General features: G+C 48.4%; 13 protein-coding genes. 4 read left to right on the top strand and 9 right to left on the bottom strand.

Annotated elements, in window-relative coordinates; all coding sequences use genetic code 11:
• Window positions 1-46: 46 nt before the first annotated feature.
• A complete protein-coding gene (xylA, locus tag NLX74_RS17980; RefSeq protein WP_254329529.1) occupies window positions 47-1,363 on the bottom strand; it encodes a xylose isomerase in 1,317 nt (438 codons plus the stop codon).
• A 134-nt stretch (window positions 1,364-1,497) separates the two neighbouring features.
• Here xylA and NLX74_RS17975 point away from each other — a divergent pair, with 134 nt between their 5' ends.
• Entirely contained in the window at window positions 1,498-2,670 is a 1,173-nt protein-coding gene (locus tag NLX74_RS17975) for an ROK family transcriptional regulator (protein ID WP_254329528.1), read from the top strand.
• 181 nt (window positions 2,671-2,851) lie between these two features.
• Here NLX74_RS17975 and NLX74_RS17970 read toward each other — a convergent pair whose 3' ends face one another.
• Window positions 2,852-3,082 (bottom strand): glutaredoxin family protein, encoded by a 231-nt coding sequence (locus NLX74_RS17970; RefSeq protein WP_007432162.1) that lies wholly within the window; start codon window positions 3,080-3,082, stop codon window positions 2,852-2,854.
• A gap of 58 nt (window positions 3,083-3,140) precedes the next feature.
• Window positions 3,141-4,082 carry a thioredoxin-disulfide reductase gene (trxB, locus tag NLX74_RS17965; RefSeq protein ID WP_254329527.1) on the bottom strand — a complete coding sequence of 314 codons (942 nt, stop codon included), beginning with the start codon at window positions 4,080-4,082 and terminating at the stop codon, window positions 3,141-3,143.
• 281 nt (window positions 4,083-4,363) lie between these two features.
• Between trxB and NLX74_RS17960 the strand changes: the two genes are divergently transcribed.
• Complete coding sequence (locus NLX74_RS17960; RefSeq protein WP_061828899.1) at window positions 4,364-5,095, top strand: ZIP family metal transporter; 732 nt, start codon at window positions 4,364-4,366, stop codon at window positions 5,093-5,095.
• Window positions 5,096-5,177: 82 nt separating this feature from the next.
• Here NLX74_RS17960 and NLX74_RS17955 read toward each other — a convergent pair whose 3' ends face one another.
• Both NLX74_RS17955 and NLX74_RS17950 read right to left on the bottom strand, forming a co-directional pair.
• Window positions 5,178-5,639: a hypothetical protein gene (locus NLX74_RS17955; RefSeq protein ID WP_254329526.1), complete on the bottom strand. Its 462-nt coding sequence runs from the start codon at window positions 5,637-5,639 to the stop codon at window positions 5,178-5,180.
• Window positions 5,640-5,649: 10 nt separating this feature from the next.
• Complete coding sequence (locus NLX74_RS17950; RefSeq protein WP_061828901.1) at window positions 5,650-6,204, bottom strand: NAD(P)H-dependent oxidoreductase; 555 nt, start codon at window positions 6,202-6,204, stop codon at window positions 5,650-5,652.
• A gap of 133 nt (window positions 6,205-6,337) precedes the next feature.
• On the opposite strand from NLX74_RS17950, the gene NLX74_RS17945 reads away from it, so the two are divergent.
• Together NLX74_RS17945 and NLX74_RS17940 are read left to right on the top strand one after the other, a co-directional pair.
• On the top strand, window positions 6,338-6,973 hold the full coding sequence (locus tag NLX74_RS17945) for an HlyD family secretion protein (RefSeq protein ID WP_025724158.1): 636 nt from the start codon (window positions 6,338-6,340) through the stop codon (window positions 6,971-6,973).
• Window positions 6,974-6,982: 9 nt separating this feature from the next.
• Window positions 6,983-8,506 (top strand): DHA2 family efflux MFS transporter permease subunit, encoded by a 1,524-nt coding sequence (locus NLX74_RS17940; protein ID WP_254329525.1) that lies wholly within the window; start codon window positions 6,983-6,985, stop codon window positions 8,504-8,506.
• Window positions 8,507-8,607: 101 nt separating this feature from the next.
• Here the strand turns inward: NLX74_RS17940 and NLX74_RS17935 are convergent, their stop codons facing one another.
• The 4 genes from NLX74_RS17935 to NLX74_RS17920 all read right to left on the bottom strand — a co-directional run bounded on the left by NLX74_RS17935 (window position 8,608) and on the right by NLX74_RS17920 (window position 15,772).
• Entirely contained in the window at window positions 8,608-10,590 is a 1,983-nt protein-coding gene (locus NLX74_RS17935) for a heavy metal translocating P-type ATPase (RefSeq protein WP_302058650.1), read from the bottom strand.
• Between the two features lie 426 nt (window positions 10,591-11,016).
• Window positions 11,017-12,468, bottom strand: coding sequence for a PEP-utilizing protein (locus NLX74_RS17930; RefSeq protein ID WP_254329523.1), 1,452 nt, complete (start codon window positions 12,466-12,468; stop codon window positions 11,017-11,019).
• 308 nt (window positions 12,469-12,776) lie between these two features.
• Complete coding sequence (locus tag NLX74_RS17925; RefSeq protein ID WP_254329522.1) at window positions 12,777-15,218, bottom strand: heavy metal translocating P-type ATPase; 2,442 nt, start codon at window positions 15,216-15,218, stop codon at window positions 12,777-12,779.
• Window positions 15,219-15,403: 185 nt separating this feature from the next.
• Window positions 15,404-15,772 carry an ArsR/SmtB family transcription factor gene (locus NLX74_RS17920; protein WP_007432172.1) on the bottom strand — a complete coding sequence of 123 codons (369 nt, stop codon included), beginning with the start codon at window positions 15,770-15,772 and terminating at the stop codon, window positions 15,404-15,406.
• Window positions 15,773-15,801: the final 29 nt, after the last annotated feature.

Raw genomic sequence — 15,801 nt, 5'->3', positions numbered from 1 at the left:
CTTCCTTGTCATCGTGCAGCCGTTGTTTCATATATAAGTCCTGGTATTAGTCAGCCAAAATGTATTGATTTAATGTTGCTTTCAGATATTCCTGACGCCCGGATACGTTTTTACGTGGTGTTTCGTTCGCCAAAGCATATTCAGCTAGAGAAGCAAGCGTTGCTTTTCCAGATACGATGTCTGCTCCAATACCTTCTTTAAAGCTGCTGTAGCGCTTCTCAATAAAGTCTTCAAACACACGATCCTCGATCAGTTTGGCGGCTACCTTCAGTCCCTTCGCATACGTATCCATACCTGCGATGTGCGCAAGGAACAAGTCTTCCGGCTCAAATGATGCTCTGCGCACCTTGGCATCAAAGTTGATACCGCCACGACCCAAGCCTTCATTTTGCAGCACTTCATACATGGTTAGTGTGGCATCATACAGATCCACCGGGAATTCGTCCGTATCCCAGCCCAGCAGCAAATCTCCCTGATTTGCATCCAGTGATCCCAGCATGCCGTTAATCCGTGCTACACGTACTTCATGATCAAAAGTATGGCCCGCCAAAGTTGCATGATTAGCTTCCAGATTAAGCTTGAAATGCTGATCCAGATCATATTTTTGCAGGAAGGCAATCGTCGTCGCCGCATCAAAATCATACTGATGCTTCGTTGGCTCCTTCGGTTTTGGCTCAATCAGGAACTGAGCGTCAAAGCCGATTTCACGCGCATAGTCTACGGCCATATGGAACATACGTCCCAAATTGTCCTGCTCCAGCTTCAAATCCGTGTTCAGCAGTGTTTCGTAGCCTTCACGGCCTCCCCAGAAAACATAGTTATCTGCGCCCAGACGTTTGCCCACTTCCAGTCCTTTTTTAATCTGAGCAGCTGCGTGTGCGTATACATCTGCATTGCAAGTCGACGCAGCCCCATGCAAATAACGTGGATGGCTAAACATGTTCGCCGTGTTCCACAGCAATTTTTTCCCCGTAGCTTTCATATGTTCCTCAATCAGATCCACGATGGTATCCAGATTGCTGTAAAATTCCTTCAATGACGCGCCTTCTGGTGCAATATCCACATCATGAAAAGCAAAATAAGGTAAATTCAGCTTATCCAGCAGCTCAAAGGCAGCTTCCACACGTGCCTTCGCCAAATCCAGCCCGGTAAACTTGGACCATGGACGTTCCGCTGTTTCTACACCAAAAGGATCGGAGCCGCCTGCAACCAGTGTATGCCAATAGGCCATGCTAAAACGCAAATGCTCCTCCATTGTTTTTCCCGCTACAATTTCCTGTCGATTATAAAATTTGAACGCAAAAGGATTGTCGGATTGCTTGCCCTCAAAGTTAATTTTAGATACCTGTTCGAAATAAGCCATTATAAGTTCCTCCTTTGTAGTAAACGTTTACAAAAACGATTCTAGCACAGCCGAAAGACTTTGTCTATTGCTTAAACTAAGTTTGTTTTTATGATATAATATCAGGAATTACACCAACAGGAAGTGAATTAACCATGAATGTCACTGGCGATCAGGCGCTTGTCAAAAAGCTAAATAAATCCATTGTGCTGGAGCGTATTCGCCTTCATGCTCCGCTATCCCGGGCACAGTTATCCAGTCAAACTGGATTAAACAAGGCTACCGTTTCCAATCTGGTGGCAGAGCTCATCACCGATGGACTTGTATATGAGACGGGGTTAGGGGAATCCAGCGGCGGGCGTAAGCCTTTAATGCTGCTGTTCAACAGCCGTGCAGGCTTTGTACTCGGTATTGAGGTAAGCGTACAGTACATCAAGGGCGCTCTGACTGATCTGGCAGGTACCATTGAAACTGAGCTTACCCTTTCCCTTACTCAGCATGATCCCGCCTTTGTTATGGAACAGATTCGAAAGCTCGTTCAGGAGCTCATGCAGGCCACTCCTCCCTCCCCTCACGGTATTGTCGGCATTGGGCTGGGGGTGCCGGGTATGGTGGATGAAACCGGAACCGTTTTGTTCGCACCCAATCTGGGCTGGGAAGAGGTTCCGCTGCGGCAGCAACTTGAGGCCGAGCTAGGTCTGCCCGTCGTAGTGGATAACGAAGCTAACGTCGGCGCACAGGGCGAGTTGTACTATGGGATGGACGGCGATCACCGACAGCAGGTGCAGGATCTGGTTTACATCAGTGCAGGGTCCGGGATCGGAGCCGGGATTATCATCGATGGCAAACCGTATCAAGGAGCTTGGGGGTACGCCGGAGAGACGGGTCATATGACCATTGATTGGAACGGACGACTCTGCTCCTGCGGTAGTCGCGGCTGCTGGGAACTCTATGCTTCAGAGAAGGCGTATGTAGCATCCACATTGAAACTACCTGCACAGAATACAGCGGAATTACTGCCATTTGCTCAGCAAGGTGAAGAAAGTACATTAAACGTCCTTGATGATATTGGGCGATATTTGGGTGTGGGTATTACCAACATTGTGAACAGCCTCAACCCCGGAATGCTTATCATCGGCGGTCCACTGGCGGAAGCCAGACCTTGGTTGGAACAAAGCATGCGTGATGTGATTGACGAACGTGCCCTGCCCTATCACCGTCGGCAACTACAGATTCGTTTCTCCACGCTTGGCAGCCGTTCGACGATGCTAGGTGCCGCCTATGCAGCGACAGCTCCTTTTCTGGGGCGAGTACGCGTGTCTTTATAAGAAAAAAAACATACGGGAACACTTAGGTTCCTGTACGCCCACTTTTCTCGGAATTTTGCAAAATCCTATAAAAAAGATTAGGGACTTATAAAAAGGCCCCCTCCGCAGTATGTAACTGCGATGGAGGCCTTATCTATACCCTATAACGATCCACAGGACCGTCGTCTGCTCTTAGGTTGGATTAAGCGTTCAATACTTTTTCAAACTTGGTTTTGTTCATACCGGAAATACGTTCTTCTCCGATCAAAGTCAATGGAACGGCACGAATGCCCATATCCCAAACCTCTTGTGCAAAAGCTTCATTGGTTTCAATGTTGCGTTCTTCGTACTCTACGCCTTTTTCACTCAAATAGCTTTTTACTTGACGGCAATGCGGGCAGTTTGTAGATGTGTATACTATTGCTTTTTCCATGAATATCACCTCATCATTTATTTTGTTACAACATATTTATTCATATTTCCAAGGATCATTACAGGGCCAGTGCGCTGTGCTCCAGGCTTTCAATGTACTTCTCGCTGTCCATAGCAGCCATGCAGCCACTACCTGCTGCGGTAATCGCTTGTCTGTAGCGAGTATCCTGTACGTCACCACAAGCGAATACGCCAGGCACGTTTGTTTCGGAAGTACCCGGATTTACGACGATATAACCGTTCGCATCCGTTGTAATTTGTCCCTCAAGGAAGCCTGTATTCGGATGATGACCAATCGCCACGAATACGCCGCTAACTGTAATGATTTCCTCTTCACCTGTTGCATTATTCAGTACTTTCAAGCCAGTGACTCCATTCTCGTCCGCAATCACTTCTACAGGAATACGATTAAGCGCCCATTCAATTTTGTTGTTCGCACGAGCACGATCCTGCATAATTTTGGAGGCGCGCATTTCTTCACGACGATGTACCAATGTCACTTTGGAGGCAAATCGAGTCAGGAAATTGGCTTCTTCCAATGCAGAGTCTCCACCGCCGATGACAACAATTTCTTTGCCACGGAAAAAGAAGCCGTCGCATGTTGCGCAAGTGCTTACGCCACGTCCGATATTATCCTGTTCACCGGGAATACCTAGATATTTGGCAGTCGCCCCCGTGGAAATAATCAGCGTATCAGTAACCAGTTCACCCAAACCTTCTACATCCAATGTAAATGGACGAGCCGTTGTGTCTACTTTGTTTACCCAGCCTGTGCGGAATTCAGCGCCAAAACGCTCTGCTTGCTTACGCATATTATCCATCAAATCGGGTCCCATGATTCCTTCAGGAAAACCTGGGAAATTTTCGACTTCCGTAGTCGTAGTTAATTGTCCGCCTGGCTGTGGTCCTTCGATCACCAGTGGGCTCATGTTAGCACGTGCCAGATAAATTGCAGCGGTCAAACCGGCAGGGCCGGTACCTATAATAATGGACTTGTACATATCTTGGTTCCTCCTAAAATATCATAAGTATTATATAACGAGTTTTCGGCACCGGGCGCTGGGCAGCTGCATATACTCTAAAAGTAATTCCACCAGAAGCTTATCCCAAAATGTGGACACCCGGATATTGCAAAAACGAATCACTTGTTTTGTAGCTTCTTATGACTTAGACTGATTCTAAATCCTAATTTCATTATGCGGAAATAGCTGTAAACAGTCAAATGAAGTTTTCATGAAGCGAAGTATAAAGATAAATCAGGTATGGAGGGATTATCCCCATTATGAATGACGTTTTTTTAGGTAGCTTTATTTCTGCCCTGTCCACTGGACTCGGCGCCGTGCCCATACTGTTTATGCGCAATATCACGCATCGGCTTCGCGATGTTCTGTTGGCTTATGCCGCAGGAATTATGACCTCTGCATCCGTGTATAACCTCATTCCCGAAGCAATCCAGCATTCCAATTGGTTCGTGCTGACTGCGGGAATCCTGCTCGGCTGTCTCGTATTACTGGTGATGGAAATGTACATTCCCCATGCGGATTTGGAGGACCCAGACTCCAAGACCTTTCAACTGGAGTCCAAATCTTTTCTCATTATCGCAGCTATTACATTGCACAATTTGCCAGAAGGCCTCTCTGTTGGGGTCAGCTATGCAAGTGAAACTCAAAATCTCGGCAATCTGATCGCCTTCTCTATCGGCCTGCAAAATGCCCCGGAAGGCTTTATCGTAGCGTTGTTCCTTGTGAATCAAAATATCGGCCGTTTCAAGGCCTTGGGCATTGCTACCCTCACCGGAGCCGTGGAAATCATTACGAGTCTGATCGGGTTTTATTTGAGCAGCTGGGTGAACGGACTGGTACCTTACGGCCTTGCTTTTGCCGCCGGAGCCATGATGTTTATTGTCTACAAGGAATTGATTCCCGAGAGTCACGGGGATGGCAACCAGCGGATCGCCACATTCTCTTTTATTCTCGGCTTAATTACGATGATTGGGCTAACCGAATGGCTATAGCCGAGCAACACAAAAAGGCTGCCTTCTGCCTGTAATCCAGACAGATAAGCAGCCTTTTTTGGCATGTTCACATGGGGATACCTCATTTTTTTTGGTTCATGGAGCGCAGTGCTTCACGATACTGCTCGTCCTCACTTTTGTGAGTCTCCTTCTCTCCATTGGATATTTGGGAACGTCCATCCTTTTCTTCTTCCTTCCTGGCAAAACCACGTAAAGCCGCACGATAATCCTGATCTCCGTAAGCATCTTTGATATTCTCGCGATCCTTTTCTACCTTCTTATCCGTCTGGATATCAGGCACCTTGTGTTGTTCCTCCGAATGATGTTCTTCGACGTCGATATCCTTATGCGGCATCTCTCGCGTAGAATCTATCCTTTCACGTGCCTCGGGTTCCACCTGTACAGGATAAGGACGTTTGCTTCTTTGCCGTGACTCCTCTTCCGTGGGGCGAGTTTTGGGAGAGGATTTGCGCGTCATCTTTGTATTAAATACCAGCAAAAAAATAAAGGCAACCGCAGCTACTACGATAAAAGCAATGGTCATCGGTAGCCTCCTATTCTCTTTCAGCGCTACGGTACCGTCCCGCTATCTCAGCGACCCGTTTGCCCAAAGAACGACCTAGTGCAAGATCATCACCCGTTGGAAGATTAGGCGGACCATTGGGGTCTGTCTCCACTGGACATGTTACCCCTACGCCGTAATAGGAGCCGTATAATGCATTTTCCGTAATATTAGCGGGCAGTCCTACAATAATCATGCCTTGATGAAGCATCGGAGTAATCAAATTCAGAAGCGTAGATTCCAATCCACCATGAACGGTAGCTGTTGTGCAAAACACAGCGCCGATTTTATCCACCAGCTTGCCCTGCGCCCACAGATACCCCAGCTTATCAATCCAGCTTTTCAGACCGCTGCTGATGGTACCAAAATGGCCCGGGCAACCCCATATAATGGCATCCACACTCACTAGCTCATTCACATCGGCCTCATTTACATGCTTTAACAACACTTCCGTATGCTCAAGGTGTGCTCCTTCTGCGATCGAGCGAGCGAGACGTTCGGTATGCCCATTTTCACTGTCATATACAATCATGATTCTGGTCGTCATTATGCGCATCATCCTTTGTCAGCAAAATCATCTTTTTCGCATGCGCTCTTAACCTTGCCCAAAACCCATCTGAATATTATGAATCATTTGACGCATACTTTGAAAATCCAAAGAACTAGGGAGGCATGTAAACATGAATTCACGCGCCATATTAGTCAACCTGCTAGTTATTATCATTATTCTGGCAGGTGGTGGAGCCGCCGCCTATTACTACAATCAATCCGCCAACTACATAAAAACCGATAATGCCCAAGTGAGCGGACAAGCAGTTACCGTTGCCTCTCCAGGCGCTGGCAAACTCACAGGCTGGAATGCTGAAGTTGGTAAGACCTACACCGCTGGAAGCACGCTTGGTAATGTAGAAGGGGGAGGAAGCCGAATTAGCGTTACGATTCCAACCGATGGTACCATCGTACAGCAATCTGCAGTCAACAACTCGATTGTTGGGGCAGGCACACCCTTAGCGAAGGCTTTTGATCTAAACAATTTATGGATTACCGCCAATATTGACGAAACGGCTGTACAAGATCTTCAAGTAGGACAGACGGTAGATGTATATATTGATGCTTACCCGGATACGTCCCTGAGCGGTAAACTCGAAAAGATCGGCCTGGCGACCGCATCAACTTTTTCACTACTGCCCACTTCTAACACCACTGCCAACTATACCAAGGTGACACAGGTCGTGCCTGTCAATATTTCCATTCAAGGTTACAAGGGGCTGGGTATTATCCCGGGAATGAGTGCGACCATCAGAGTTCACAAGTAGGAGGCTGTCATGGATCAAAAAATGTCCGTCGGACGTATTCTGTCCGTGCTGCTGCTAGGCGCCTTCATTTCGATTTTGAATCAAACGCTGCTCAACGTGGCCATCCCACATTTGATGAATGATTTTAATGTATCTGCAACAACCGTTCAATGGCTATCCACCGGATATATGCTAACCAACGGGATTTTGATTCCTATCACTGCTTTTCTGATTGAGTCATTCGGAACACGTGCGCTATTCATCTCCGCGATGGGGTTATTTACGGCCGGGTCTGTCGTCTGTGCTACCAGTACCGGCTTTGCGCCTATGCTGGTTGGACGCGTTATTCAGGCCAGCGGAGCGGGCATTATCATGCCTGTGGTCATGAACGTGTTCCTGACTGTGTTTCCCCCCGAAAAACGAGGCGCTGCTATGGGGACCATGGGGATTGCCATGATGTTTGCCCCGGCGGTTGGACCAACTTTATCCGGTTGGATTGTGGAGCACTATAGTTGGAGACTGCTATTTTTGCTGGTGATTCCGTTGGCAATCATTGATATTCTGTTTGCCATACGCTGGCTCAAAAATGTATCCAAGCTAACGAAACCGAACTTTGATCTGTTGGGAACCATCTTTTCCACCCTTGGTTTTGGCTTCCTACTGTATGGCTTTAGTTCAGCTGGAGACAAGGGCTGGGACAGCAATACGGTAATACTTACACTCGCTGCCGGGGTTGTGTTTATTGTATTGTTTATCGTGCGCGAGCTGAATATGGTACAGCCGATGCTGGAGTTCCGTGTGTTTAAATATGATATTTTTACCGTATCGACCTTAGTCGGGGCTACCGTCAACATGACGATGTTTGGCGGGATGCTGCTGCTACCGATCTATTTGCAAAATATACGCGGCTTTACGCCGCTGCAATCCGGTCTGCTGCTGTTACCGGGTGCACTGCTGATGGGTGTGATGTCACCGATATCAGGGGCAGTATTTGACCGTATAGGGGCAAGACCGTTGGCGATCATTGGACTGATCATTACAGCAGTCACAACCTGGGAATTCAGTCTGCTGACCGATGCCACCACCTACGGACATATTATGATCATCTATACGATTCGCAGCTTCGGAATGTCATTGCTGATGATGTCCGTCCAGACGGAAGGTCTAAACCAGCTACCTGCCCATCTCGGTAGCCACGGTACAGCCATGTCCAACACAGTACGGCAAATCGCCGGGTCTATCGGTACCGCTTGGCTCATTACTGTAATGAGCAGCCGAACGACAATTCATGTAGCGGATTATGCGAATGTCGCTACCACCGCCAATGTTCCTTTAACCGAAGGGGTAGCACAGTTGGGACAAACCCTCGCGCAAACGGCGGGCATTTCAACAGAAAGTGGTTCATCGTTGGCGCTACAACAGGTGTACCGAAGTGCCGTTACAGAATCAACGATCCATGGCATTAATGATGCCTTCATCATTGCTACAGGGATTGCACTAGCGGGGCTATTGTTTTCCTTGTTCTTACGACGATCTATGCCGCGCCGAAGATAGACGTACAGCGTTGCGAGGCTGCAAAAGAAGGAGCATTCACCCCCTTGGATTTTAAGAGGTATGAATGCTCCTTCCTGTTTGTCATCTTGTAATTATTAGTCCTATGACCGCAATAAGCGCAGGCCATTCAAAATGACCAGTATTGTGCTGCCTTCATGCCCAATAACCCCAAATGGCAAGGCTATATCCTGCACAAAGTTGCTGATCACAAGCAGCAAAATGACACTTACCGCGAAGACCATATTTTGTTTGACCACCCGCTGCGCCTTGCGCGCCAGTGCTATCGTCGGTGCGATCTCCTCGATTCCATCGTTCATCAGTACCACGTCAGCGACCTCTAGCGCTGCTCCGCTGCCATGCATCCCCATGCCTAGTCCTACGGTTGCTGCTGTCAACGCAGGAGCGTCGTTCACACCGTCGCCGACCATGACGACATGCCCGTACTGCTCCCGCAGCATGCGAATATGGCTGACTTTGTCCTCCGGCATTAAGCCAGCATATACAGCGTCGACTCCGGCCTGCTCCGCGATCACAGCGGCCGTTTCTGGACGGTCTCCGGTTAACATGACAACCCGGATACCCTGCGCTTGCAGGCGTTTCACGGACTCTTGAGCCTGCGGACGCAACTCATCGCGTAGTGCCAGCATTCCAGCAATCCGATCATCCGCGAGGATGATGGATACGGTTTTGCCCTCAGCTTCCAGCCGGGCCCGACTCTCCATCCACTCTGGCTCTGCCAGAGGACTAGGTCCATCCAGCACATCTGTGCGACCGATTTTCCATTTCACCCCGCCTATGATGCCTTCCATTCCCCATCCGGTGAGTGCCTGCACTTGCTCGGTTGGGAGAGGATCTCTCTGTCCCAATTTAGCTTCGGCTTTGGCTACAATCGCTCGCGCCAGCGGATGCAAAGAATAACTTTCAATTGTGGCGACAATGTGCAATAGCTCATCGGCATCGTATTCTGCGGCGGTAATCCAATCCGTGACGACAGGTGACCCCATCGTTAACGTACCTGTTTTGTCAAAAGCAACAACAGAAGTCAATGCCATATTCTCTACATGTGCTCCACCTTTGAACAGAATGCCCCGTCGGGCACGGTTGGAGATGGCCGATAGCATCACTGGCATAATGGATGACACGAGCGCACAGGGTGAGGCCACGACGAGGAACACCATAGCCTTATAGAACGCTGCTGCCCACGTCCAGCCTAATGCGATGGGTGCACCGACAATGACGATCAGCGTGACAGCAACAACAATTCGAGCGTACACCGATTCGAACGTTTTAATAAACCGCTGGGAATCAGGAACTTCGGTCTGAGCCTCTTCCACCATACGAATGATTTTTGAAAATAAAGTGTCCTCCGAGGACTGACTAACCTCTACATATAGCACGCCTTCTCCATTAATGGTGCCCGCATATACTTCGTCACCTTCCACCTTATTTACCGGAACAGACTCCCCGGTAATAGATGCCTGATTCACTGCCGAAACGCCCTTGGAGATTCGGCCGTCCGCCGGAATCAGTTCGCCCGGCTTCACCAGCAGCAGGTCGCCTGGCAACAGCTGTTCAATGCCGACTGTTTCCATCCCCTCACGAGATAAGCGCAAAGCCGTTTCCGGCTTCAACGCCATAAGCTCAGAAATATCCTTACTACTACGCTCGGTGGTATAGCTCTCCAGCGCACCGCTGAGTGCAAAAATAAAGATCAGCATGGCTCCTTCATTCCAATAGCCAATGGCCGCAGCTCCTAGGGAGGCAGCGATCATGAGTAGATTAACATCCAGATCATGTTCTCGGATCAGTGTTTCGACCCCTTCTCTGGCTTTGGACCAGCCCCCAAGGGCATAGGACACTACATACAGAATAACCGATAGCCATTGCCACCAATGGGAGGCTCCCCATGCCATCAGCATCAGCAATCCACTACCTAGAGCTGCTTGCATCTCCTTGTTTTTCAGCATGCTTTTAAGCTGAAATTGCGGCTTGCGATTCGGACCGGGTCGTCCGCTACCACTGTTTTTTGAAAGGGTTCGGTTAGAGGGAGACAATGTATCTTGTAATCGTTGAGTAGCTTGCATCATGTCACGTTCCTTTCCATATTTTGTTCCTTGTACTAGCATTTCATTGAGAATGATATCCATTGTTAAGTGCCCTAAAATAGCACATGCTGCTTCGGGAAGTCCGAAGCAGCATGTTTGACAATGAGAATGATAATCATTTTTGCATCTATACAATTATTTTGGATTAGCGAAACTTTTGTTTTATTATATACCTTTTCTTTTCCACTTGTAAACCAGCAATGGCCTAAATAAAAAAAGATACCCGCGCCAACGCAGGTATCCTCCATATTTAAAGCATCCTATTCAGGATTTGCAAAATTCGATTCCAGTCGCTCCAAAGTGCAATATATAGACGAACTAGACCATTTCGATCTATATATTGTTCATTGAAAGTCGCTTATTGGATTTTTGCAAAATCCTCTATTACAAGAATTCCGGTTATCTTCAGGCTAAAGGAAACTTCCACGCATGATTGTGTGCAGTTCCTGAAGTGTGCTGACGATCTGCGGGCTGTTGCAGTCCCAAACGCGCAGCTGTAAGGCGTGCAGTGGGAACCGCTGTGTCCGGGCAAATGACCCCCGTCAGCTCATTCTCCCAGATCGAAATCATATCCAGAGAATGGTTAATTTCATCTATTGCTACCCATAAAGGAAGCTCAGGCTTTACACGTCGAACAGCTTCCATTATGCATTTTATCGTATCACTATTATTCTTATGACCATCGACACCGGATGGAATCAACTGATCCTCAGCCCTAATGCCATCGGATGGAGTTGGTATGACTTCTAAAATGACCGTATCGGCAAAACGTGCCAGATCTGCAGCTTGAGCCACCTGCTTGATCTGTCGTGCGCTCACTTCGGACATGTTATTGGAATTGGCTGACTCCCCCGACCGTGCGGCTTGCCTGTTCCCTGTTTGGCTTACGTTAGGCACCAAAGACGGGTCAACTGTCAAAAGCACGCCTACCCGATATGGAATGCACCGAAGACGCCCGCATAAAGTCTGCTCTGCAACGCCGTCAATCCAGTCTCGGGTTGCCCGGAATTCTTCCACGTCAGTCGGATTGCGCACTATAATCTCCAGCTTGGGTTCTCCCCCCTGCCGCACGCTTCGCAATGCCGCACGCAGTAATGCCTCCAGCTGCATATCTTGCAAGCTTCCAATACCCACTGCATTGTTCTGCTCAATTAGGGCTATAGTGAGTGGTGATCCGTTCAAAGACTCGAATAAGCTTTCATATTGTGTTTCCAGCAAACTGATAATTCGGCGGGACAAATGCTCACACAATCCAGGCAGGCCAGATGCCTGGTTAAAGGTTTTGTACGTGTCAGATGCACGTGAACCGGGAATAAGGATGGGATCGGGCTCCCCGTCAGGGGCATGAATCGTCTGTCCAGACTCTGCTACGTCCAGATAGGCATAGCATAGTTTCCCTACACGGCCAGATGCCTGTGACAAGGGACCTTGCAGAAGACTATAACCGTCATAACTGCCTATTTCCGATGCTGTCTCTGTGCCAATACGACTCAAACTTGCAGGAGCATCGGCATAAATCCGTATGGAGGTGCGCCTGTATTCATCGCTCCATTTTAGGAGTGTGCGCACTGCTTGCCCAATATCGTTGCCGTTATTCAGCATCGTTTCCCCAAGTAATTCCGGATTCGCAGCCATCAAAGCCTCTGCTCGACTGATTACGCCCTGCTCAGCTAAACCAACCAGCCAGCCCAACGGATCTTCCTCCTGCGTAGCAGATGCTTCATGGCTGCCTGCCTTTAGCGTCTCCATAGCCAACCTCTGTGCAGCAGCCTCCATACCCGGCTCTGGAACTTTGAGATCCCGGCTATTTTTGCCACCCAACAGCTCTGCGAATACATGCATCAGTTTAGCCTCCATGCTATTAATCCATCCTTTCTTCCGTCAGCAAGTTGGCACACACGAATTCGAGTACCCCTCCAAATAAAGAAAACGCTTACTCATTATGGAGCAACCGAATCTTACATGGGCCTTACTTGTAAAGCCCCTACCTTAACGTATTAGGCACGCCACACATTTATACATTTCGGCACAACTACCCTACATCCCAAAATAAATCTCTATCCTGCTGGTACAAGACCACTCGAAAAAGGAACCTATAAAATAAACACCCCCGGTTTTCACAGGATGCCTATACATCCGATGCTAACCCAGAGGTGTCTATTTTTTTACTCGTAAGAACGAACCTTCAATACACGCATCACATTCAATACAGCTAGCAATGTTACACCTACATCGGAAAATACAGCCTCCCACATCGTAGCAATACCGAATGCTCCCAGCGTAAGAAACACAGCTTTGACACCTAGCGCAAATATAATGTTTTGCCATACGATACGACGCGTGCGCTTGGCGATATGGATCGCCGTAACCAGCCTTGAAGGCTCGTCGTTCATGATTACGATATCTGCCGCCTCAATCGCAGCATCCGATCCCAAACCGCCCATCGCTACACCGACATCTGCCAGCGCCAGTACGGGTGTATCATTAATCCCATCGCCTACGAACAAAATTTTGTCGCTCGTTTTTTTACTTGCAGACAACTGCTCGATGGCTTCGGCTTTGTGCTGAGGTAACAGTTCTGCCCGTACTTCATCCAAACCCAACTGTCGTCCTACGGCCTCGGCAACAGTCCGATTGTCACCCGTCAGCATGATGGTTTTCACCACACCCAACTTTTTCAGTGAAGCAACCGTTTGGGCTGCGTCTTCCTTAACCTCATCTGAAATCAGAATGCACCCGGCATACGTTCCGTCTACAGCCACATGTACGACCGTTCCTTCATCCAGCGTCCCTGCTTGCTGCGCCACGTTAAAAGCCACATGCTCCCGCTCCATCAGCTTGGCGTTCCCGGATGATACCAGACGACCATCAATTTGTGCCTGAATCCCGTGACCGGATATTTCACTATATTGCTGAACCCGTTCTGCTCTGAGTTCTTTACCGTAGGATTCACGCAGAGACGCAGCAATAGGATGTGTGGAATGCAGCTCCGCCAAAGCGGCGGTTTCGAGCAGGGTTTCGTTTGTAAAATCTCCGGCAGGATAAATCCCTGTTACACGGAAAACACCTTTGGTGAGTGTGCCTGTTTTATCAAAAACAGCGTATTTCACATGATTCAGAGCTTCAAGATAGTTCCCGCCCTTGATCAGGACACCTGAACGGGAGGCTGCCCCAATTCCCCCAAAGAAGCCTAGTGGAATGGATACTACCAGCGCACAAGGACAAGAAATAACGAGGAAAACAAGCGCACGGTATACCCAATCTGCAAATTGTGCATCTGGCACAACAAGCGGTGGAACAACCGCCAACAACAGCGCTACAATAACCACTACTGGAGTATAGTATCTGGAAAATTTCGTGATAAACTTTTCAGTCGGCGCTTTTTTGGCACTCGCATTTTGCACTAATTCCAAAATTTTCGAGACCGCCGATTCACTAAATTCTTTGCTAACCTCTACCGTTAGAAGTCCGTTCGTATTGATAAATCCACTCAACACGTTGCTTCCCGGCTCTACGGTACGAGGCACGGATTCACCAGTCAACGCAGAGGTATCCACATGCGATTTACCATCTATAACCTTACCATCCAGCGGGATCTTCTCGCCCGGCTTAATTACAATCAAATCCCCAATGCGAACGTCTTCTGGGGACACTCTCCGTACGGACTCAGCCGTCTTCAGGTTGGCATAGTCCGGTCTAATATCCATCAGATCACTGATGGATTTACGTGAACGGTTAACTGCAATGCCTTGAAACAGCTCCCCGATTTGATAAAAGAACATGACAGCTACGCCTTCCGGGTATTCCCCAATCGCAAATGCACCAACAGTAGCCAGCGTCATCAGGAAGTACTCGTCAAAGGCCATTCCACGTACCAAACTGCGTGCAGCCTGCAAGACAACATCACCACCAACGATGATATATGCCAGTAAAAATAGGGCCAGCTTTCCTACACCTTCGACAGGTAACCACCAGGCAACAGCCGCAACGACCGCACCAATAGCCAAACGCGCAATCATGCGGCGCATACCGTCCGTACCGTGATCATGCGTATGCCCAGCGTGGCTATCATCTCCATGCGAATGTGAATGAGCGTGGGTGGCTTCACCATGTTCGTGCTCTGCATGGTGGTTGTGATGCTCGTGTGCATGATCCCCGTGGTCGTGTCCATCGTGCGTATGGGCTTGCTTGCCATGTGCTCCATGATGATGACCAGCGTGACTGTGAGAAGCATGTTGCCCGATCTCCTGTGTATGTCCTTCACCTTCACTATGATGCTCATGACCGCATGCACAACCCTCTGTGCAGTCTGGCTGTACTGCACCAGCATTGCTTCGGCTGTCTTCATGCAGGCGGCTACGAGCACTTTTTACCACCATCCGAACATGTGGCTCAAGTCTGTGAACCTTCCGTTCAGTCTGGCGAAAAACCTCTTCCTTTTGATCCGAACTTGTGGTCATCGTCAACGTTTTCGTAACAAAATTGACCGAGCAATCCATGACCCCTTCTATTTTACTGACACCATTTTCAATCTTGAGAGCACAGTTGGCGCAATCCAAACCTTCCAAAATCCATTCATGCCGTTCCGTTCTTTTTAGAGCATCCATAGTCATTGGCCTCCAATTAACTATATATGAGCAACTGTTCATATATTATTTGTTAAGGCCATTATATTCAGGATCAGGGTCAAAAGTCAATGACTCTAGCCCTTTTTAACAAAAAAATCGACTTCAACGGACGAACGCCAAAAGAGCGCCAATCGCTTGGCGCCCTCTGTTGTTTTATCCCAAAATTATTGATGTGATATGTGCTGATGGGTTTGCAAAAAGATCTGCTCCACATGATTATCATCCAGTGAATAAAACACCGTCTTGCCTTCTTTGCGTCGTTTGACAATACGCAGGTTGCGCAAATAACGAAGCTGGTGGGATACCGCAGATTGTCCCATGTTCAACACCTGGGTCAGATCATGAACACACAGTTCTTTTTGTGCCAGGGCATAAATCAGCTTGATTCGTGTCGGGTCACCCAGTGCTTTGAACAGCTCCGACATTTTGTATGCGATGGAATCCTCAACAAGGGAAGATTTTATGCGCTCAATTTCCTGATCTGAACCGTGACAAGCCGGCTCGCAATCCAAAGCTTCCGTTTCAGAATTCATCCTTTTCACCCCGTGTATTTCGACTTGAT

Origin of the sequence: Paenibacillus sp. MZ03-122A (genome assembly GCF_024213325.1) — a bacterium.
Taxonomy (GTDB): Bacteria; Bacillota; Bacilli; order Paenibacillales; family Paenibacillaceae; genus Paenibacillus; species Paenibacillus polymyxa_B.
This window is presented reverse-complemented; position numbering and strand designations above follow the sequence as displayed.

Bases quoted from the DNA above. Each gene is read 5' to 3' on its own strand.
- NLX74_RS17970 (WP_007432162.1), bottom strand. From the start codon at position 3,082: ATGGAAAAAGCAATAGTATACACATCTACAAACTGCCCGCATTGCCGT.
- NLX74_RS17955 (WP_254329526.1), bottom strand. From the start codon at position 5,639: ATGACCATTGCTTTTATCGTAGTAGCTGCGGTTGCCTTTATTTTTTTG.
- NLX74_RS17940 (WP_254329525.1), top strand. From the start codon at position 6,983: ATGGATCAAAAAATGTCCGTCGGACGTATTCTGTCCGTGCTGCTGCTA.
- NLX74_RS17945 (WP_025724158.1), top strand. From the start codon at position 6,338: ATGAATTCACGCGCCATATTAGTCAACCTGCTAGTTATTATCATTATT.
- NLX74_RS17930 (WP_254329523.1), bottom strand. From the start codon at position 12,468: ATGGAGGCTAAACTGATGCATGTATTCGCAGAGCTGTTGGGTGGCAAA.
- NLX74_RS17925 (WP_254329522.1), bottom strand. From the start codon at position 15,218: ATGGATGCTCTAAAAAGAACGGAACGGCATGAATGGATTTTGGAAGGT.
- trxB (WP_254329527.1), bottom strand. From the start codon at position 4,082: ATGTACAAGTCCATTATTATAGGTACCGGCCCTGCCGGTTTGACCGCT.
- NLX74_RS17950 (WP_061828901.1), bottom strand. From the start codon at position 6,204: ATGACGACCAGAATCATGATTGTATATGACAGTGAAAATGGGCATACC.
- NLX74_RS17935 (WP_302058650.1), bottom strand. From the start codon at position 10,590: ATGCAAGCTACTCAACGATTACAAGATACATTGTCTCCCTCTAACCGA.
- xylA (WP_254329529.1), bottom strand. From the start codon at position 1,363: ATGGCTTATTTCGAACAGGTATCTAAAATTAACTTTGAGGGCAAGCAA.
- NLX74_RS17920 (WP_007432172.1), bottom strand. From the start codon at position 15,772: ATGAATTCTGAAACGGAAGCTTTGGATTGCGAGCCGGCTTGTCACGGT.
- NLX74_RS17975 (WP_254329528.1), top strand. From the start codon at position 1,498: ATGAATGTCACTGGCGATCAGGCGCTTGTCAAAAAGCTAAATAAATCC.
- NLX74_RS17960 (WP_061828899.1), top strand. From the start codon at position 4,364: ATGAATGACGTTTTTTTAGGTAGCTTTATTTCTGCCCTGTCCACTGGA.